The 18391-nt window shown below is 65.2% G+C and carries 21 protein-coding genes and 1 riboswitch; of the genes, 5 read left to right on the top strand and 16 right to left on the bottom strand.

Annotated features, from left to right (window positions below; all coding sequences use genetic code 11):
• Positions 1-8 precede the first annotated feature (8 nt).
• Positions 9-230 carry a K+/H+ antiporter subunit F gene (locus tag QWL29_RS07625; protein WP_229436587.1) on the top strand — a complete coding sequence of 74 codons (222 nt, stop codon included), beginning with the start codon at positions 9-11 and terminating at the stop codon, positions 228-230.
• The gene (gene mnhG / locus QWL29_RS07620) at positions 227-631 is read left to right on the top strand and encodes a monovalent cation/H(+) antiporter subunit G (protein ID WP_305822289.1); all 405 of its coding nucleotides are present in this window, start codon (positions 227-229) and stop codon (positions 629-631) included. Before QWL29_RS07625 ends, mnhG begins: the two co-directional genes overlap by 4 nt.
• A gap of 53 nt (positions 632-684) precedes the next feature.
• Here the strand turns inward: mnhG and QWL29_RS07615 are convergent, their stop codons facing one another.
• The gene (locus tag QWL29_RS07615; protein WP_305822288.1) at positions 685-870 is read right to left on the bottom strand and encodes a hypothetical protein; all 186 of its coding nucleotides are present in this window, start codon (positions 868-870) and stop codon (positions 685-687) included.
• A gap of 261 nt (positions 871-1131) precedes the next feature.
• Here QWL29_RS07615 and QWL29_RS07610 point away from each other — a divergent pair, with 261 nt between their 5' ends.
• On the top strand, positions 1132-2184 hold the full coding sequence (locus tag QWL29_RS07610; protein ID WP_305822287.1) for a type IV toxin-antitoxin system AbiEi family antitoxin: 1053 nt from the start codon (positions 1132-1134) through the stop codon (positions 2182-2184).
• Positions 2171-3025, top strand: coding sequence for a nucleotidyl transferase AbiEii/AbiGii toxin family protein (locus tag QWL29_RS07605; protein ID WP_305822286.1), 855 nt, complete (start codon positions 2171-2173; stop codon positions 3023-3025). The genes QWL29_RS07610 and QWL29_RS07605 overlap by 14 nt, the downstream gene beginning before the upstream one ends.
• A gap of 38 nt (positions 3026-3063) precedes the next feature.
• Here the strand turns inward: QWL29_RS07605 and QWL29_RS07600 are convergent, their stop codons facing one another.
• The 15 genes from QWL29_RS07600 to ssb form a co-directional block, all read right to left on the bottom strand.
• Positions 3064-3435, bottom strand: coding sequence for a (2Fe-2S) ferredoxin domain-containing protein (locus tag QWL29_RS07600; protein WP_305822285.1), 372 nt, complete (start codon positions 3433-3435; stop codon positions 3064-3066).
• Positions 3432-4433 carry a precorrin-3B C(17)-methyltransferase gene (gene cobJ, locus QWL29_RS07595; RefSeq protein WP_370663678.1) on the bottom strand — a complete coding sequence of 334 codons (1002 nt, stop codon included), beginning with the start codon at positions 4431-4433 and terminating at the stop codon, positions 3432-3434. Before cobJ ends, QWL29_RS07600 begins: the two co-directional genes overlap by 4 nt.
• Positions 4423-4839, bottom strand: a complete 417-nt coding sequence (locus QWL29_RS07590; RefSeq protein ID WP_305822283.1) for a cobalamin biosynthesis protein — start codon at positions 4837-4839, stop codon at positions 4423-4425. The genes cobJ and QWL29_RS07590 overlap by 11 nt, the downstream gene beginning before the upstream one ends.
• The gene (locus tag QWL29_RS07585; protein ID WP_305822282.1) at positions 4836-5591 is read right to left on the bottom strand and encodes a cobalamin biosynthesis central domain-containing protein; all 756 of its coding nucleotides are present in this window, start codon (positions 5589-5591) and stop codon (positions 4836-4838) included. Before QWL29_RS07585 ends, QWL29_RS07590 begins: the two co-directional genes overlap by 4 nt.
• Complete coding sequence (gene cobI, locus QWL29_RS07580; protein ID WP_305822281.1) at positions 5588-6379, bottom strand: precorrin-2 C(20)-methyltransferase; 792 nt, start codon at positions 6377-6379, stop codon at positions 5588-5590. The genes QWL29_RS07585 and cobI overlap by 4 nt, the downstream gene beginning before the upstream one ends.
• On the bottom strand, positions 6376-7677 hold the full coding sequence (gene cbiE, locus QWL29_RS07575) for a precorrin-6y C5,15-methyltransferase (decarboxylating) subunit CbiE (protein ID WP_370663675.1): 1302 nt from the start codon (positions 7675-7677) through the stop codon (positions 6376-6378). Before cbiE ends, cobI begins: the two co-directional genes overlap by 4 nt.
• A 13-nt stretch (positions 7678-7690) precedes the next feature.
• Positions 7691-8893 (bottom strand): cobalt-precorrin-5B (C(1))-methyltransferase, encoded by a 1203-nt coding sequence (locus QWL29_RS07570; protein ID WP_305822279.1) that lies wholly within the window; start codon positions 8891-8893, stop codon positions 7691-7693.
• A 10-nt stretch (positions 8894-8903) separates the two neighbouring features.
• Entirely contained in the window at positions 8904-9578 is a 675-nt protein-coding gene (locus tag QWL29_RS07565) for a precorrin-8X methylmutase (RefSeq protein WP_305822278.1), read from the bottom strand.
• Complete coding sequence (locus QWL29_RS07560) at positions 9575-10627, bottom strand: sirohydrochlorin chelatase (protein WP_305822277.1); 1053 nt, start codon at positions 10625-10627, stop codon at positions 9575-9577. Before QWL29_RS07560 ends, QWL29_RS07565 begins: the two co-directional genes overlap by 4 nt.
• A gap of 11 nt (positions 10628-10638) precedes the next feature.
• Entirely contained in the window at positions 10639-11439 is an 801-nt protein-coding gene (gene cobM, locus QWL29_RS07555) for a precorrin-4 C(11)-methyltransferase (RefSeq protein WP_305822276.1), read from the bottom strand.
• Positions 11436-12299: an energy-coupling factor ABC transporter ATP-binding protein gene (locus QWL29_RS07550; RefSeq protein ID WP_305822275.1), complete on the bottom strand. Its 864-nt coding sequence runs from the start codon at positions 12297-12299 to the stop codon at positions 11436-11438. The genes cobM and QWL29_RS07550 overlap by 4 nt, the downstream gene beginning before the upstream one ends.
• A gap of 5 nt (positions 12300-12304) precedes the next feature.
• The gene (cbiQ, locus tag QWL29_RS07545) at positions 12305-13042 is read right to left on the bottom strand and encodes a cobalt ECF transporter T component CbiQ (RefSeq protein ID WP_305822274.1); all 738 of its coding nucleotides are present in this window, start codon (positions 13040-13042) and stop codon (positions 12305-12307) included.
• Complete coding sequence (locus QWL29_RS07540; RefSeq protein WP_305822273.1) at positions 13032-13382, bottom strand: energy-coupling factor ABC transporter substrate-binding protein; 351 nt, start codon at positions 13380-13382, stop codon at positions 13032-13034. The genes cbiQ and QWL29_RS07540 overlap by 11 nt, the downstream gene beginning before the upstream one ends.
• A complete protein-coding gene (locus QWL29_RS07535; RefSeq protein WP_305822272.1) occupies positions 13379-14056 on the bottom strand; it encodes an energy-coupling factor ABC transporter permease in 678 nt (225 codons plus the stop codon). The genes QWL29_RS07540 and QWL29_RS07535 overlap by 4 nt, the downstream gene beginning before the upstream one ends.
• A gap of 123 nt (positions 14057-14179) precedes the next feature.
• Positions 14180-14394, bottom strand: a riboswitch (cobalamin riboswitch).
• Positions 14395-14516: 122 nt separating this feature from the next.
• Positions 14517-15020, bottom strand: coding sequence for a single-stranded DNA-binding protein (ssb, locus tag QWL29_RS07530; RefSeq protein WP_305822271.1), 504 nt, complete (start codon positions 15018-15020; stop codon positions 14517-14519).
• A 458-nt stretch (positions 15021-15478) separates the two neighbouring features.
• Between ssb and uvrA the strand changes: the two genes are divergently transcribed.
• The gene (gene uvrA / locus QWL29_RS07525) at positions 15479-18328 is read left to right on the top strand and encodes an excinuclease ABC subunit UvrA (protein ID WP_305822270.1); all 2850 of its coding nucleotides are present in this window, start codon (positions 15479-15481) and stop codon (positions 18326-18328) included.
• Positions 18329-18391: the final 63 nt, after the last annotated feature.

The following is an 18391-nucleotide window of genomic DNA, read 5'->3' as shown; positions in this document are numbered from 1 at the left end:
TGGTGGCGATGGTGTTCTGCGCCGTGCGGCTCTTGCGCGGCCCCTCGGCCCACGACCGCGTGCTCGCGCTCGACACCCTGTGGATGACCGGCATGCTGTTTGCGCTGGTGCTCGGCATCCGCTTCGGCACGCAAGTGTATTTCGAGGTGGCGGTGCTGATTGCGCTGATCGGCTTCGTGTCGACCATCGCCATGGCCAAGTTCCTGATGCGCGGGGAGATCATCGAATGAGCGGCGTCGAGGATTTGCCAGGCTGGGCGGCGGCGATCGTGTCGCTGCTGTTGATCATGGGCGCGAGCATCGTGCTGATCGGCGCCCTCGGGCTGCTGCGCCTGCGCACCTTTTACCAGCGCATGCACGGGCCGGCGATCACCATCACGCTGGGGGCGGGCTGCCTGCTGATTGCGTCGATGGTGTTCTTCACGGTGGGGCAGTCGCGCCTCGTCGTGCACGAGGTGATCATTTCCGCCTTCCTGCTGATGACGGCGCCGGTGGTGTCGATGATGATCATTCGCGCCGCCGTGTACCGCGATTTGCGGGCGCGTAAAGGGGAATCCGGGGCGACGGCGGGAGGCGTGTACACCATCGTCGAGAACGAAGTGCCGGGCAGCCCGGCGCCGGGGGAGCGCTAGGCGTGTTCGCAGCGCCGGGGCGCCCGGTCTTGCGGTAGAGGGCGGCGAGCCGCTCAGATGTCGGTGTTGCAGTGGATTTCCCACCATTGGCAGGCAATGTCGATGCCCAGCGCGCACTTGCGTGCATAGGTGTCGCACATGGTGCTGTTTGCCGCCGCGCTGACGGACATGGAAACGCCGAGGCCCAGGCTCAGGCTCAGGCTCAGCACGAACGCCATTTTCTTGAGAGTTAATTTCATCGTTCTTCTTTCATCTTGTCATTGAAAAGAATATCTGCCACCGCGAGGTGTGGAACGATTTTAGCAGTGGCAAATTGCCCAGCTACTAGCAGGATGAATAGCCCTGTACATTTGACAAATGGCATCTTTATGAAGGATTCCTTACTGCGACGTTCACTTTTCTGTCGCGTTCACGTTACGTGAAAACATAAATTCATTGAACAATCCAGATAGTTAGTTCATAATTTTTGCGTGTTCACGTTACGTTAAAAACGAAAAATTATGAACAACCTTGCTTCGTTCCCCCCAGCAGCAATGGAACGCGATCTCATTGATCGTGCGTTGTCCGAGCTGGAGCAATCGATCGATGCCCGTGGAAAAATTCTGGCTTCGAAAAATGCACCATGGGATGGGCGTGTCCTCCTCGAAGTGGGTGGACAGAAATTGACATACCACTACGAAGTGAAGGGGCGCATCGATCGTCGTTCGGTTCTGCTGGACATCAAGGCACGCGGCCTGGCCGTGCCTGACGGTCTTCTTGTTACTACGCTGTTAAGCCAGGAGCTGGCAGCAACATGCCGCGAACTCGGGGTGCAATTCATTGACGCTGCCGGCAACGCCTATCTCAACAATGGGGCTGGCTTGTATGTTTTCGTCAGCGGACGCCGGGCCAGCGACCTGAGTCTCAATCCAGCACAGGGCGTAACCATTACTCCCACTGCCCTGCGCGTCATGTTCGCCTTCCTGGCTGACCCATCCATGCTGAATGCGCCCTACCGCGAAATTGCGCCTGCGGTGCGCGTTTCCACCGGTGCGATTGGCAAGGTATTCGACACATTGCAGGCACGCGGATTCATTGCCATTGCACCTACCGGCGACCGGGTCATCGCGGCGCCTGATTTGCTGCTGGGAGAGTGGGCCACAGGCTACTTGAGCCGCCTGAAACCGAAGCTCAAAACCTATCGCTTCAGCGGCCCGAGCGTGCAGGAATTCAGCGAGCGATGGATGCCTGAATACCGTGAGTCGGCCTGGGGCGGTGAAAAGGGTGCAGCGATTCATACCAGGCATCTGAAACCTGGCGCCTGCACCATCTATATTCAGATGGATGCGCCGCAGGCCTTGCGTGACCTGGTCAAGGATTTCAAGCTGAAAGCCGATCCAGCCGGCCCTATCGAAGTGGTCGAGGCATTCTGGAACATGGATTGGTTCGCCGACAAGTTTCCGACTGTACCGCTGCCTCTCATCTATGCCGACCTGCTTGGCACCCACGATTCAAGGAACCTGGGCGTCGCAAAGCAGATTGCATCGGAGGTGATCAACCATGTACGCCATTAGAGCAGACCGTCCGCTCAACCCAGACATCCTTGCCATCCTCGGCGCCTTGTCCACTGTTGCGGCAAAACTCGGTTTCAGCTATTTTTTGGTAGGCGCGACAGCCCGGGATGTCCTGATGACCCACGTGTTCGGACTCGACGTCCAACGTGCGACCCGTGACGTCGACTTTGCAGTCGCACTAGAAGACTGGTCTTCCTTCGACACATTGAAGAGCGAGCTCCTCAGAACCGGCGATTTCGCTGCTGCCGACGGGCGTGAACATCTACTGCGCTACAAACCCCAAGAATTCCTGAACGCCTATCCCCTCGACCTTATCCCTTTTGGAGGCATTGAGCACCGATCGCACGAAATTTCCTGGCCACCAGACATGAATGTGGTCATGAACGTGACGGGCTATAGGGAAGCCCTGCATTCTGCGTTACAAGTCGACGTTGGGAGCGGGATGGTTGTTCCCGTGATTTCGGTACCCGCGCTGGCAGCGATCAAGCTGCTCGCCTGGAATGAACGCGGATTGGAGGACAAAAAAGACGCCCAGGATCTGTTTTTCTTGTTGAGTCGTTATGCGGATGCCGGGAACACTGATCGCCTGTATGGCGATGCATTTCCTGTTCTGGAAGCATGCGGCTTCGATCCGGCCCTGGCCGGGGCAAGGCTGCTCGGCCACGATGCCTGGAAAATAATGGAAGATGTTTCACGCCAAGCCATTATCGACATCCTGGGCGATGCGACAAAGCGCGACCGATTGATCATCCATATGCTTCCGGATCGTCTTACCAGCTCAGGGATGACAGCGGAATTACTCGGTCAATTCGAAGGAGGATTTGCTAGCGCAGCCCTGTAAAAGAACCCAGCAACTGCTTGCCGGGACTTCTCGCCCCCTTACTCGGCCTGCATGTCCCCCGCCTGATGAAACACCAGTTCCTCCACCTTGCGCCCATGGCACAGGTGCTCGTCGATGATGCGGTCCATGTTCTCGGGCGTGACGTTGTAGTACCAGGTACCGTCCGGCTGCACGGCGACGATCGGTCCGCCCTTGCAGGCGGCGAAGCAGCTGACGCGGCTGCGCTTCACGCGCAGCGGGCCGTTGTTCAGGCCCGTGGCCTTGAACTTGTCGCCCAGGCTGTCGAACAGGGCCTGCGAGGCGCCGTCCTCGCTGCAGCGCGGGCCGGTGCAGACCAGCAGGTGGCGGTGGTAGCTGCCGATCTTCGGCTTCACCGGCTGCGGCGTGTCATTGGTATCGATGGTGCTCATGCTTCGCTCTCCTCGGTGGGTGCAGCGACTGCCGCTTCCCAGGGTTCGTCCAGGGTGGCCTGAATGTAGTCGGCCGGCAGGCGGTGACGCGCGGCCAGGGTCTCGATGCTGTCGCCGGCCGCATGTTCGGCGGCCAGGGTCTCGAGCCAGCCGAGCAGGCCGGTCGACAGCGAGCGGCCCGCGCGTTCGCCTTCGCGGGTGCTGCCGCCATCCTGCATGTCGTACTTGTTGGCGTAGCCGCGCGGCGTCACCATCAGGCCGTTACGCACGAAGGTATTGCTGTTGCCGATCAGGACAGTGCTGAGCATGCCGATGTCGGCTTCGGCCATGCTGTCGAGCGTGGTGAAGACGATGTTCTCGCGCCGGCGATAAGCGCTCTTCACGATGGCGACCGGGGTATCCGGACGGCGGTGGCGCAGGAACAGGCGCTGGGCCTCGACGATCTGGCGCGTGCGGCGTCCGCTCTTCGGGTTGTACAGGGCGACGACGAAGTCGGCCATCGCCACCGCATCCAGGCGCCGCGCGATGGTCGGCCAGGGCGTGAGCAGGTCGGACAGCGAGATTGCGCAGAAGTCGTGGGTCAGCGGTGCGCCGACCAGGGCGGCGCAGCTGTTCAGGGCCGAGGCGCCCGGAATGATCTCCACCTGCACCGGGTCGTCCGGCGTCCAGCCCGACTGGAACAGCACCTCGTAGGTGGGCCCGGCCATGCCGTACACGCCGGCGTCACCCGACGAGATCAGCGCCACCTTCTTGCCGGCGCGCGCGGCCTCCAGGGCGCTGACGGCGCGGTCGAGTTCCTCGGTCATCGACTTGCGGATGATCTCCTTGCCCTCGACCAGGTCGGCCACCAGCTTGATGTAGGTGACGTAGCCGATCACCACGTCGGCTTCGGCGATGGCGGCGCGCGCACGCGCGGTCATGTGGTCCACGCTGCCGGGGCCGATCCCCACCAGCATGATCTTGCCGGCGGTTTGTACTGCGGGCGTTTCAGGTTCCATGTTCATCCGTTTTCCTTGCAATCGAGACGGTGGCATTCTTGCCATCCGCGCCCCGGTGTTTGTGTTTTTCGACGACCAGCGCGGTCATCGGCGTATGCGGTCCGGCGGCCAGCAGTGCGGCGGCCTCGCTGACCGAGGGCGTGCCGGTGTACTTGCGCACGGTCTCGGACGGATTCGGTACCGCGACCTGCGCCAGCTGCTCGGGTGGGTAAAAGCGCAGCGGCCAGCCGTGTTCCTGCGCCAGCGCCAGCAGCGCGGCTTCATCCTGCTTGATGGTGATCGAGGCGGCCGCCACCACCTGCTCGCGCCGCGCGCCGGCCAGCGCCAGCGCGGCCTGCACCGCCGCGCGCACGGTGTCGAGCGCCACGCCGCGGTCGCAGCCCAGGCCGACGGTATAAGCGGTCACGCCGCGTCGTCCTGCGGCGGGCGATACACCACCAGGCGCTCGTGCAATCCGTCCCAGCGCTCCTGCGGCACCTCGGCATGCGTTACCCACAGCACGGCGGCGTAACGCGCCAGGTCCACTTGGTCGAAGCGGGTAAAGCGATGAATAGTGTCGGGCAGCGGCGTCGGGCGCGTCCACCAGTCCGGGCTGCCGGCTTCCTGCACGAATGCGATCGGCTCGCCATTCACCACGTGCGCCGACACGCGCGTGATGTTGATCTTCGGCGCTTCCACGCGCCAGCCGAGGTGGCGGCCGAGGATGTCGACCGGGATGGTGCGGCCGACGTCCGACGCCGTGGTCAGCACCGGCGCCGCGCCGATCAAATCGGCGATGCGCTCGCTCCATTCGTTGGCGCCGCCCACGTGACCCGACAGGACAGGGATTACATACTGGCCGGCGTCGTCGACCACGATCACGCCCGGGTCCTCGTCCTTGCTGCGCATGTGCGGCGCGATCAGGCGCACCACGGCGCCGAGCGAGACGAAGAACACGACCTGGTCATAGCCTTCGAACAGCGGGCCGATCTCGTCGCGCAGGGCGCCGTCGTAGGCGCGCACCGGGTTGCCCACATCGGCAAACACGGCGGCGAACTTGCTTGAAGTGCAGATGGCGGCGTCGGGCAAATCGGCGGCCAGGCGCGCGGCCTGGGCGGCGCCGTGCTTGGTGATGGCGACCAGACACACGCGTGGCGTGGCGATGGAAGGATTGCTCATGCAGTCTCCGTAAGAATGGGTAGGGGGCCGCTTTTTTTGAGGCAGCCCTTGATGCGTTCGCCGCGGATGCGGTGGTTGTGCTTGACGATCAGCAGCGACAGGTAGCTGACCTTGGTGCCGCGCAGCGCCAGGATCTCCATGCCGCTGTAACGCCGCTCGTCCGGCGCGCCGACGCGTTCGATGAAGTGGGCGCCCGCCAGCAACTGCCGCTTTTCCATCCAGGCTATCAGTTCATCGAGGATCGGCTTCACCTTCATCAGCACCAGGGTGTCGAAGTCGGGCAGCAGGCGGTCGACCGCGCTCACGCCATACGCGGCCGGCACGATGGCGACCGTGTCGTCCTGTTCGGCGAAGGGCACGTCGGCCATGGCGCAGGCGGCGGTAAACGCGTTCACGCCGGCGACGATGCGGGTCGGGATGGTGTCGTCGAGCGCGCGCACGGTGCGCGCCAGGTGGCCGAAGGTGGCGTAGGTGCTGGCGTCGCCCTCGACCAGGAACAGCACGTCGCGGCCGGCGCGCAGCCAGGGCAGCACGGCCTCGGCGGCGCGCAGCCAGGCGCGGCCCAGCTTTTCGCCGTCGTGGGTCATCGGGAACAGCAGCTGGGTGTGCTCGGCGGGCGGCGTCACGCCGGCGCGCACCACGATGTCGAAGGCGTAGCTCGGCGTCTTGCCGCTGCGCGCGGGGTAGACCCAGACCGTATCGCGGCGCTGCAAGGCCTCCCAGGCGGTGCGCGTGATCAGGCCGGGGTCGCCGGGGCCAAGCGAGATGCCCCACAGGGTGCCGGTCATTGCAAAACTCCAGTCTTGCGAGCGCAGACGATCCACACCGGGTTCTCGGCCGCCATGCGGTGCATGTGCAGGATCGGCTTGCTGCGCGCGGCCTGCAGCTGCAGCACGTCCCAGCTCACACCGTCCGTGGCCTGCAGGGTCGCGGTGGCGGTGGCCAGGTTCTCCAGCGTGACGAAGTTCATCACCAGCGATCCATTCGGACGCAGGCGCGCCAAAATGGTGGCGATCAGGCCGGCCAGTTCGCCGCCCGAACCGCCGATGAAGACGGCGTCCGGATCGGGCCAGGCGTCGAGGCCTTCCGGCGCCTTGCCATGCTGAAGGCTGTAGTTGCTGATGCCGAAGGCGGCGTGGTTCTGGCCGGCGATGGCGTGATCCAGCTCGTTCTTCTCGATTGCCCACACATGGCCGTCCGGGCACAGGCGCGCCGCTTCCAGGCCCACCGAACCGGAACCGGCGCCGATGTCCCACACCAGGCTGTCCTGGCGCAGCTGCAGGCGCGCCAGGCTCACCGCCCGCACTTCCTGCTTGGTGATCAAGCCCTTCTCGGGCTGGCGCTGCGCGAATTCGCTGTCCATCAGGCCGAAGCGCACGGGCTGTGTGCTGGCCGTCACGCGCCACAGCAGCACCACGTTCAGGTCGGCGAAGGACATCTGCGCCGCCTCGATCGGGTTCAGGTCGGCCAGCACGCGCTCTTCCGGCTGCAGCAGGTTTTCCGCCACCGCCATGTGGAAGTCGTTGGCCAGGCCTTCGGCCAGCAGCAGGCGTGCGATGCGGTCGGGAGAATTATCGGGACTGGTCAGCACCAGCAGGCGCGACTCGCGGCGCAGCGCTTGCGCCAGGCCGTACAAGCCATGCGCAGGCGTGCTGCCGCGCACCCACTCGCCGGCGTCGCGCGCATGCACCGAGACGATGCGCGCATCCTGCCAGGCCAGGCCCACGCGCGCGCAGGCCAGCTGCAGCGTCGACAGATTCGGCAGGATGTCGAGCGCATCCACGCACAGGTGCTGGGCCAGATAGGGCGCGATGCCATGGCAGAGCGGGTCGCCGGTGGCCAGCACCACGCAGGCCAGATGATCGTTGCGCGCGGCGCGTACCCATTCCGGCACCTCCTTCAGGCGCTTGGTGAGGTCGTAGCGGACAGCATTCGGCTTGCACTCGCGCTCGAACAGCGCCAGCGTGCGCGCGCCGCCGATGATCACGTCGGCATGGCGGATATAGGCCAGCGCGGTCGGGCTCAGACTGGCGGCGCCGTCATCGAGCACGCCGATCACGCGGCAGGGGTTGGGATCTTTCAGCATGGTGTCCATGAACTCATTGGTGGAAGGTGTCGGCTTCGGGCAGGTGATCGATGCCGATGCGGCCCGCGCTCGGTGGCGGTGCCTGCGCCAGCGCCGGGGCCGACCACACGTCGGCCACCTGCACGCCGCTGAAGTCGCACACCAGCACGCGCAGCTGGAAAGCGTGGCCGTAGCGGTCGGGCGCGGTGAGGGTGTCGATGGCGGCCTGGGCCAGCGCGTGGTGGAAGGCGTCGCCCAGCCCGCGCTCGACCATCAGTTCGGCGCCGAAGCGCGCGGTCTCGGCGGCAGCCATCGCCGCGCAGTCCTCGGGCGCGGCGCCAATCCGGCGCGCGATCTCCGCCACCAGGTCGGTATCGACTTCGCTGCGGTTGGCGTGGGTGATGGTTTCGCCCTGCGCGATCTTGGTCAGCTTGCCGACCATGACCGCCAGCACGACCAGCTTGATGCCCTGGGCAACCGCTTCGTCCAGCGCATAGCGCAGGAAGTCGCCCATCTGCACGAAGCAGGCCGAGGGCAGTTCCGGGCGCTCGGCGCGCAAGGCGGCGATGGCGAAGCTCTCGGTACGCCCGCCCGTGGTCAGCGCCACGACGTCGTGGCCGGTGGTGGCCGCCACCTGCACGCCCTGCACCACGCTGGCGCGCCAGGCCGCCGTCGAATACGGTTTGACGATGCCGGTGGTACCGAGGATGCTGATGCCGCCTAAAATCCCCAGGCGCGCATTGGTCGTCTTCTTCGCCATGGTCTGGCCGTCCGGCACGCTGATCGTGACCTCGATGCCGTGCTCCTGCAGCAGCGTGGGCGCTGCTTCGCGCAGGTTGTCGGCGATGTTCCGGCGCGGGACCGGGTTGATGGCGGGGCCGCCCACTTCCAGGCCCAGGCCGCGCATGGTGACCGTGCCGACGCCGTCGCCGGCCACGTAGCTGACCTCACCGGCCTGGCCCGGCAGCAGGCGCAAGTCGACCGTGATGTGGGCGCCGTCGGTGCAGTCCGGGTCGTCTCCGGCGAACTTCACTACCATCGCGTGTGCGGCCTGTGCGTCGGCACGGCCGTCCTGCACGGCAAAGCGCACCCGGCTGCCATTGGGCAGCAGGCTTTCGATTTCTTCCGGTACCGCGCCACCGGCCATGCCCAGCACCGCGGCACGTGCTGCGGCAGCGGCGCAGGCGCCGGTGGTAAAACCGGTGCGGGTGCCGCGTTCGGCCGCCTTGTCCTTCATGCCCATGTGCTCAGGCGGCTTTCTGGCGCGCCTCGGCCAGCGCCAGCAGCGCATGCAGCGCCGCCACCACCAGCGTCGATCCGCCCTTGCGGCCACGGATCACGATCCAGGGCACCTCGTTCAATTCGGCCATCAGGTCTTTCGACTCGGCCGCCGACACGAAGCCGACCGGCATGCCCACCACCAGCGCCGGGCGCACGCCCTCCTCGCGGATCAGGCGCACCAGCTCGATCAGGGCGGTCGGCGCATTGCCGATGCCGACGATGGCGCCGTCCAGCAACCCCTTCCTGTGCGCCTTGCGCATGGCCTGCACGGCGCGCGTGGTGTCTTCCAGTTTGGCCGTTTCGATCACGTCGGCGTCGCTGATGAACTGGTGGGTGTGCATGCCGAAGTGCGCCAGGCGCGGCTTCGACAGGCCCGAGCAGATCATCTCGACGTCGGCCACCACCGGTGCGGCGCCGCCCAGCATGGCGCGCACGCCCGCGTCCACCGCGTCCGGGTGGAAGGCGGTGAGGCCGTTGAAGTCGAAGTCGGCATTCGCGTGGATCATGCGGCGCACGATCGGCCATTGCTCTTCGGTGTAGTCGTGCATGCCGGTTTCGGCGTCGATGATGGCGAAGCTGTCGTGCTCGATCGCCTGGCCGGCGCGGGTCAGCTGTTCGGTGACGGTGTTAATCGTGCTCATGCCGGCTGCTCCGTGGCGGGATGGGCGTGGCCGTGCTCATGAGCGTGATCGTGGCCGTGGTCGTGATGATGCTCGTGCCCGTGGTCGTGACCGTGCGCATGGGCGTGGTCGTGCTCATGCGCGTGCTCATGCGGATGCGGATGCGGATGCTCGTGTGCATGCGCCGAACCGTGGTCGTGCGTGTGCGCATGCGAGTGCCCATGCCCCATCTCGTGCGCGAGCTCGCGGTAGCTGCAGCCGTCGCAAGGCAGGCGGCTGTCGGCCACGCCGGCGCGCAGGTTATCCACGCGCTCGTCCATCAGCGCAAAGACTTCTTTCTCGAAGCCGAAATGGGTGCCGCAGAAGAAGCGCACCTGCGGATACTGGCTGCGCAGGTGTTCCACCTGGCGACCGATGCGCTGCATCAGCGTGCCGGTGTACAGGTAATAAGGCAGCACCACGACCTGGCGCATCCCGAGCAGTACCTGGCGCTGCACTACTTTTTCCAGGCGCGGCCAGGTAATGCCGGTAAAGGCGAGATCGACCAGTTCGTGGTCGCCCTCTTCCTGCAGCCAGCGCGTCATCTTCGCCATCTCGCCGTTCGCACCGCGATCCGATGAGCCGCGGCCCAGCACCACCACGCCGGTAGTGGTCGGATCGGGCATGTCGAGCGCATTCATCGCCTTGCGCAGGCGGCGCTTCAGGATCGCGAGGATCGGGTCGCAGGCGGTCAGGTGCGGCGCCAGCAGGATCTCGGTGTTCGGGCAGGCGGCGCGTGCGCCCTCCACCGCTTCCGGAATCTCCATCTTCACGTGGCCGGCCGCATTCAGGATCAGCGGCACCACCAGCACCCGGCGCGACGAGCGTGCGGCGGCAAGCAAGGCGGCGTTCATCTCGGGCGGCGCGAACTCGATGAAGCACAGCTCGATGCGCCAGTCCGGGCGCTGGGCGCGCCACTGCTCGGTGAAGTCGCGGATTTCCTGGTTGCCGGAGTCCTCGCGCGAACCGTGGCCGACGATGAGGATGGTGTCGCCGATGGCAGGCATCGGAGTCAGGGGGGAATGCATCATGGTCGCCGCGTTCATGCGCTGGCCTTTCTGAATCGGTGAGTAAAAGTAGGGTCGTACAGCTTGGAGCGCACCAGGGTTTCCCAGTGCAGGGCGCCGAGCGTGGGGCTGGCGACGATCATCGCCTGGCTGGCCACGCCGGCTTCGCGGCAGCGCGCCTTGATGTCGGCCAGCGTGCCGCGCAGGATCTTCTGTTCGCCGGGCCAGCTGGCCTTGTGCACCACCAGCATCGGCGCATCCTCGGGCCAGCCGGCCGCACGCAGGGCCGTCTCGACCTTGTGCAGCAGCGTGATCGACAGGAAGATGCAGATCGTGGTGCGGTGCGCCGCCAGGCTGGCCAGGTCCTCGCCCTCGGGCATCGGCGTCCGGCCCTCGACGCGGGTGAGGATCACGGTCTGCGTCACCTCGGGCAGGGTCATCGACTCGCCGGCGGCGGCCATCGAGGCCATGGCCGAGGACACGCCAGGAACGACCGCCCATTCGATGCCGGCGTCCACAAGCGGACGCGCCATCTCGATCAGTGCGCCGTACAGGCCGGGGTCGCCGGTCTGCAGGCGCACCACGACGGCGTGCTTTGCGGCCTGCTCGATCAGCCAGGCGGTCATCTCTTCCAGCGTCATGTCCTTTGAATCGCGGATCGTGCAGCCGTCCGGCGCCCACATGGTGGCGGCGCGGTCGACCAGCGAACCGGCGAACAGCACCGCGCCGGCCTGCGCCAGCAGCTTCTGCCCCTTGACCGTGATGAGTTCCGGGTCGCCTGGGCCGGCGCCCACGAACCAGACCTTGCCTGTTGTGCCCATCGATGCTGCCGTCATGAATTGACTACTCCTGAATGAGGGATGGGCAGCGTGCGCAGTGCATCGAGCACTGCCTCCACGCTGCGCGGATGATGGTCGCCTGGGAGCACGCCGCGCTCGGCCAGCAGCGTGTGCAGGGCCAGCGCATGTGGCGTGCGCTGGCCGGCGGCGCGCAACATGCCTTCCTGGCGCGCCACCTGCCAGGCCGGGCCTGAGGCGATGCAGCTGCCCGCCGCCATCAGGTGGATGCGGTCGGCCCAGCGATAGGCGAAATCGACGTCGTGGGTGGACAGCAGGACCGTGACGCCGCGCGCGGCCAGGCGGTCGAGCAGCGCTTCCAGCTCCACCTGCATGACGGCGTCGAGGCCGGCCATCGGTTCGTCGAGCAGCAGCACCTCGGGTTCCATCGCCAGCACGCCGGCGATGCAGACGCGCTTCTTCTGGCCAAAGCTCAGGTGGTGCACGGCGCGATTGCCTTGCCCCTGCAAGCCGACCGCTTCCAGTGCGGCCGCCACCCGCGCACGCACGGTGGCGGCATCCAGGCCCAGGTTCAGCGGGCCGAACGACACGTCTTCCTCGACCTGGGCCGAGAACAGCTGGCGGTCGGGATTCTGGAACACCAGGCCGACGCGGCGGCGCAGTTCGGCCATGCCGGCGCGGCTGTAATCGAAAGGTTCACTATTCCAGCGCAGGGTGCCGGCGCTCGGGCGCAGCAGGCCGTTCAGGTGCTGCAGCAGCGTGGTCTTGCCGGCGCCATTCGCGCCCAGCAGCGCGTGGCGCTGGCCGCGTTCCAGCGCCAGGCTGCAGGCGCGCAGGCCGAAGCTGCCGCCGGCGCTGCCGTTTTCAAAAACGTGGTCGACTGCGTCAAGCGCTAGCACAGGCTTCACCACAGGCGGTCTCCCGCGGCCAAGGCCAGCAGCAGCGCACCGGCCAGGGCAGCTTGCAGGTTCTGGCGGCGCGCATCTGGAAAGACGGCCGGCAGGAAGCGCAGCGTGCCCGCGTAGCCGCGCGCGTCGGCCGCCATCTGCAAGGCCGCACTGCGCTGCCACACCTGCACCGCCAGCTGCCCGGCCAGCAGACCCATCGAACGCCAGGCATGGCGCCAGCCCCCGTAGCCGAGGCGCGCGCGCTGGGCGCTGACGCCATCGTCCCAGGCCTGGCGCAGCACGAACAGCATGCGGTAGCACAGCACCATCAGATCGAGCAGGAGTTCCGGCGTACGCAGGCGGCGCAGCAGGCCAATCAAGTCGGGCAGCGGCGTGGTGAGCACAAGACCGAGCAGCGCCGCCAGCACCGCCAGCGAGCGCAAGGCGGTGCGCGCCACCAGCGCAAGCGGCGCACCGTGCCAGCCCCAGTTGCCATGCGCGTCAAGCCCGGCCAGCATCGCCAGGCAAGACAGCAGCAGGAAGCCGAGCGGCGCCGCCACCAGGCCGAGGAAGCTGCGCAGTGCGATGCGCGCGCCGAACAGCGCAGCCAGCGCCAGCATCACCGCCAGCGAAGCGAGGACGGCCGGGCTGTGCGCAAGCCAGGCCGCGCCGACGCCGGCCAGCGCAAACAGCGCCTTGGCCGACGGCGCTACCCCGCGCCAGCGGCTGGCGTAGGCCGCCGTTTCAATCAGCATGCGGTTCCGATGGATTCGACGATGTCGCAGATTCGCGGCGCGCCCGTTCGCGCGCCACCGAGGTGCCGAGCCAGTAGCCGATCACGCCGGCGCCGATGGCCGCCTGCAGCGCAAACAGCAGCGAGGCGATCTCGCCGCTGGCCGGTTCGAACAGGGGCTCGAACCACGGCGCGTAGCCCGGCGCCACCGTGCCGATGGCCTGCTGCGCGCGCTCGTCGGCGCCGCCGAACATGGCAGGTGCCTCGGCGCCGGGTTCGGCCGGCGGCGCGCTGGCAAACCACAGCGGCAGCACGGTGAGCAGCACGATGGCGGCCCAGGTCATCCAGGTACGCATCTTCATGCGCTCTTCCTCCCTGCCATCATCACCGGCAGCGCGCGCAGCTCGTGCGCATTGAAGCGCGCCATCGCGTTCACCACCAGCACCGTCAACAAGCCTTCGCTGATGGCGATCGGCACCTGGGTCAGGCCGAAGATGCCGACGAATTTCACGAACGAGGCGCCAAAGCCACCCACCACGTCAGGGAAGGCCCAGGCCAGCTGGATGGAAGTAACTACGTACGTGGCCAGGTCGCCCAGGCAGGCGGCCAGGAACACGGCCACCGAGCGCGAGGCGCCAACGCCGGCTGCGGCGCGGAACACGCCGTAGGCGACGAAGGGGCCGACGATCGCCATCGAGAACACGTTGGCGCCGAGCGTGGTCAGGCCGCCATGGGCCAGCAACAGCGCCTGGAACAGCAGCACCACGAAGCCGACCGGCACCATCGCGGCAGGACCGAACAGCAAGGCGCCGAAGCCGACACCGGTGGGGTGCGAGCAGCTGCCCGTCACCGACGGCAGTTTTAATGCGGACAAGAGAAAGGCAAAGGCGGCGGCCACACCCAGCAGCATGCGCCGCTCGGGGTGCGCCTGCAGGCTGCGCTTGACGCTGTGCAGGCCAAAGGCCAGGAAAGGCAGGGAAGCGGCTGCCCAGCCGAGCGCATGCGCCGGCGGCAAAAAGCCTTCCATGATATGCATTCGAAACCTCCCGTCGAATGGTCGATAAATGCACCATGCGGAGAGGCAGAAGCGGACGGACGACGGGGATTCGGGAATGGATACGCGAAGCCGGTCGACATCGGCTTCCCGTCACCCCGGGGAATGATGCTGGCGATTCGGGCCGGTATTCTGGCTCGCCTTCATCCTTCCCCGTGCCTTCCCGCGCAAAGCGCAGTGGCGTGTGACGGAGTCGTCAGGCTTACAGCAGCGGGGGCTGCGCCGGAATGGCTGCGTATGTACGACGTCGCAGATTCACCGGCTTCCCGTTTAACGCTCTTTCGGAGAGAAAGAAGCGCACCCAAGCCGGCATGGTACACGGGTGGGAGGTATTGTGCCACCTCAGGCCGTTGGCTCAGCTGTTGTGTTTTTGCTCGCCCGACAAGAAAAAAGCCTGCAGTCGGGTGACTGCAGGCTTTGTTTTCTTCATAAGCGATTCGGCTTAGAACGGAATATCGTCGTCCATATCCGAGAAGTTCGGTGCCGGACGCTGTGGCTGCGGACGCGCTGCCGGTGCCGGAGGCGCCTGGCGTGGCGCCGGACGCTGTTGCTGCTGTGGCGCGTCATAGCCGCCGCCATCATCCATGCCCATGTCGTTGCCGCCCATGCCCTGGCGACCGCCCAGCATCTGCATGTTTTCGGCAACGATATCGGTAGCGTAGCGCTCGATGCCGTCCTTGTCGGTGTACTTGCGGGTTTGCAGGCGGCCTTCGACGTAGACCGACGAACCTTTTTTCAGGTACTGGCCGACGATTTCAGCCAGGCGGCCGAAGAACGAGATGCGGTGCCATTCGGTCAGCTCTTTTTGCTCGCCGGTGTTGCGGTCCTTCGACTTGAACGAGGTGGCGACCGCGATGTTCGCGATGGCGTCGCCGCTCGGCATGTAGCGGATTTCCGGATCGCGGCCGAGGTTGCCGACGATGATGACCTTGTTGACTGATGCCATGGTGTGACTCCTTCAGATTGTGTGAGCCCTGGCTCTGCTTGATGACTAGGCGCCAGGGAACTGGGGTGATGCAGCTCGCTATTATGGGGCTGTTGCCGCCTGAGTTAAAGAGGATTTTTTGCGGTCCGACAAACGCTTGGAGGCGTGCGATCAGGCCCCGGTTTCACCCATGTGGTGGGCCCCAAAACCGGCGTTATCAAAATTTTTTTTCGGATTCTGAAGGGTTTGCCATTGAAGCGGCCTTGAAACGGCACATATGCATCCGAAGCGGTCGCGTGCGTTAAGGAACACTTGCCAGTGCGATATGCCAGCTTGCCATCGCTGGTACACCACCACTGGATAAACGTACAGCCGAAGCAAAAAAGCGCTAAACTAGCAGATTCCCCTCGATTGGCCCGCAAGCGCGACAGTATCGTGCGCGGCCCGCACAAACTTACAGAAAGCCTGCCAAAAAACCAATGGAAGAAATTCGTATTCGTGGTGCCCGCACGCACAATCTGAAGAACATCAATCTCGACCTGCCGCGTAACAAGCTAATCGTCATCACCGGCCTGTCGGGCTCGGGCAAGTCTTCGCTCGCCTTCGACACCTTGTACGCCGAAGGCCAGCGCCGCTACGTCGAGTCGCTGTCGGCCTACGCGCGCCAGTTCCTGCAGTTGATGGAAAAGCCCGACGTCGACCTGATCGAAGGCCTGTCGCCGGCGATTTCCATCGAGCAGAAGGCAACGTCGCACAATCCGCGTTCGACGGTGGGCACCGTGACCGAAATCCATGACTACCTGCGTCTGCTGTACGCACGTGTCGGCACGCCGTATTGCCCGCAGCACCCGCACGAGCCGCTCGCTGCCCAGACCGTGTCGCAGATGGTCGATGCCGTGCTGGCCATGCCGGAAGGCACCAAGCTGATGATCCTGGCGCCGGTCGTGGCCGGCCGCAAGGGCGAGCATGGCGATTTGTTCGCGTCGATGCAGGCGCAAGGTTTCGTGCGCTTCCGCATCCAGAGCGGCGTGAACCCGGCAAAGATCTACGAGATCGACGAGCTGCCGAAGCTGAAAAAAACCGAAAAGCACTCGATCGACGTCGTCATCGACCGCGTGAAGGTGAATGCCGAGATCAAGCAGCGCGTGGCCGAGAGCTTCGAGACGGCATTGCGCTTGGCAGATGGCCGCGCTGTTGCCTACGAAATGGACACCGAGAAGGAAACCGTCTTCTCGAACAAGTTCGCCTGTAACGTCTGCGGCTACTCGCTGCAGGAACTCGAGCCGCGCCTGTTCTCGTTCAACAACCCGATGGGCGCCTGCTCGGAGTGCGACGGCCTGGGCCATATCGAGTTCTTCGATCCAAAGCGCATCGTTGCCTTCCCTAACCTGTCGCTGGCGTCTGGCGCCGTGAAGGGCTGGGACCGCCGCAACCAGTTCTATTTCCAGATGCTGTCGAACCTGGCGGCCTACTACGACTTCGACCTCGACACGCCGTTCGAAAAGCTGCCGAAGAATGCCCAGGAAGCCGTGATGTTCGGTTCCGGCAAGACCTCGATTCCGTTCACCTATGTGAACGAGCGCGGCCGCACGGTAATCCGCGAGCACACCTTCGAAGGCGTGGTGAACAATTTGCAGCGCCGCTACCGCGAGACCGATTCGATGGCGGTCAAGGAAGAGCTGGCCAAGTTCATCAACGAAAAGCGCTGCCCGGCCTGCGAGGGTGCACGCCTGCGTACCGAAGCGCGTTTCGTCAAGATTGGCCAGGGCGTCCAGCAGCGCGCGATCTATGAAGTGTCGGACCGTCCGCTGCGCGAGACGCTCGATTACTTCGAGTCGCTCGAACTGACCGGCGCCAAGCGCGATATCGCCGAGCGCGTCATCAAGGAAATCATTGCGCGCCTGAAGTTCCTGAACAACGTCGGCCTCGATTACCTGTCGCTCGACCGCAGCGCCGATACCTTGTCGGGTGGCGAAGCCCAGCGTATCCGCCTGGCGTCGCAGATCGGTTCCGGCCTGACCGGCGTCATGTACGTGCTCGATGAACCGTCGATCGGCCTGCACCAGCGCGACAACGACCGCCTGATCGCCACGCTGAAGCATCTGCGCGACATCGGCAACAGCGTGCTGGTGGTCGAGCACGACGAAGACGCGATCCGTACCGCCGACTACATCGTCGACATGGGTCCGGGCGCCGGCGTGCATGGCGGCGTGGTCATTGCCGAAGGTACGTTGGAAGAAATCATGGCCAACGAGCATTCGGTGACGGCGCAATACCTGGACGGCCGCCGCAAGATCCACGTGCCGAAGAAGCGTACCCCGGCCAACGAAGAGCGCCAGCTGGTGATCACGAATGCCACCGGCAACAACCTCAAGAAGCAGACCCTGACGCTGCCGGTCGGCTTGATGACCTGCGTGACGGGTGTCTCGGGTTCCGGTAAATCGACGCTGATCAACGACACGCTGTACCCGGCCCTCTCGCGCCACCTGTACGGCTCGCAGACCGAACCGGCGCCGCACGATGCGATCTTCGGCCTGGAGCATTTCGATAAAGTCATTTCCGTCGACCAGGCGCCGATCGGCCGCACCCCGCGTTCGAACCCGGCCACTTACACCGGCGTGTTCACCCCGATCCGCGATCTGTTCGCGACGGTGCCGACGGCCAAGGAACGTGGCTACTCGGCGGGCCGCTTCTCGTTCAACGTGAAGGGCGGCCGCTGCGAAGCCTGCCAGGGCGATGGCGTGATCAAGGTCGAGATGCACTTCCTGCCGGACGTGTATGTGCCGTGCGATGTTTGCCATGGCAAGCGCTACAACCGCGAAACGCTGGAAGTGCAGTACAAGGGCAAGAACATCACCGAAGTGCTCGAGATGACGGTCGAGGACGCGCACGAGTTCTTCAAGCCGGTGCCGGTGATTGCCCGCAAGCTGCAGACCCTGCTGGATGTGGGCCTCGGCTACATCAAGCTGGGCCAGAGCGCGACAACCCTGTCGGGTGGCGAAGCGCAGCGCGTGAAACTGTCGCTGGAATTGTCGAAGCGCGATACCGGGCGGACGCTGTACATCCTGGACGAGCCGACCACTGGTTTGCACTTTGCCGACATCGACTTGCTGCTGAAGGTGATCCACCGTTTGCGCGACCAGGGCAACACGCTCGCGATCATCGAGCACAACCTGGATGTGATCAAGACGGCGGACTGGATTGTCGACCTGGGGCCGGAAGGTGGCGCTGGCGGCGGCACGATTGTCGCGACCGGGACGCCGGAAGACGTGGCCGAGAATCCGGCCAGTGTGACGGGCAAGTACCTGAAGCCGTTGCTGGTGCAGTAATCACCGGCGTCGTTGATGCGTGAAAAGGCAGAGCTGCGGCTCTGCCTTTTTTATTGGCGCCAT

Origin of the sequence: Massilia brevitalea (assembly GCF_030711405.1) — a bacterium.
Classification (GTDB): Bacteria; Pseudomonadota; Gammaproteobacteria; order Burkholderiales; family Burkholderiaceae_D; genus Telluria; species Telluria brevitalea.
The sequence above is the reverse complement of the archived record's forward strand: the minus strand, read 5'-3'. Positions and strand labels throughout refer to the sequence as shown.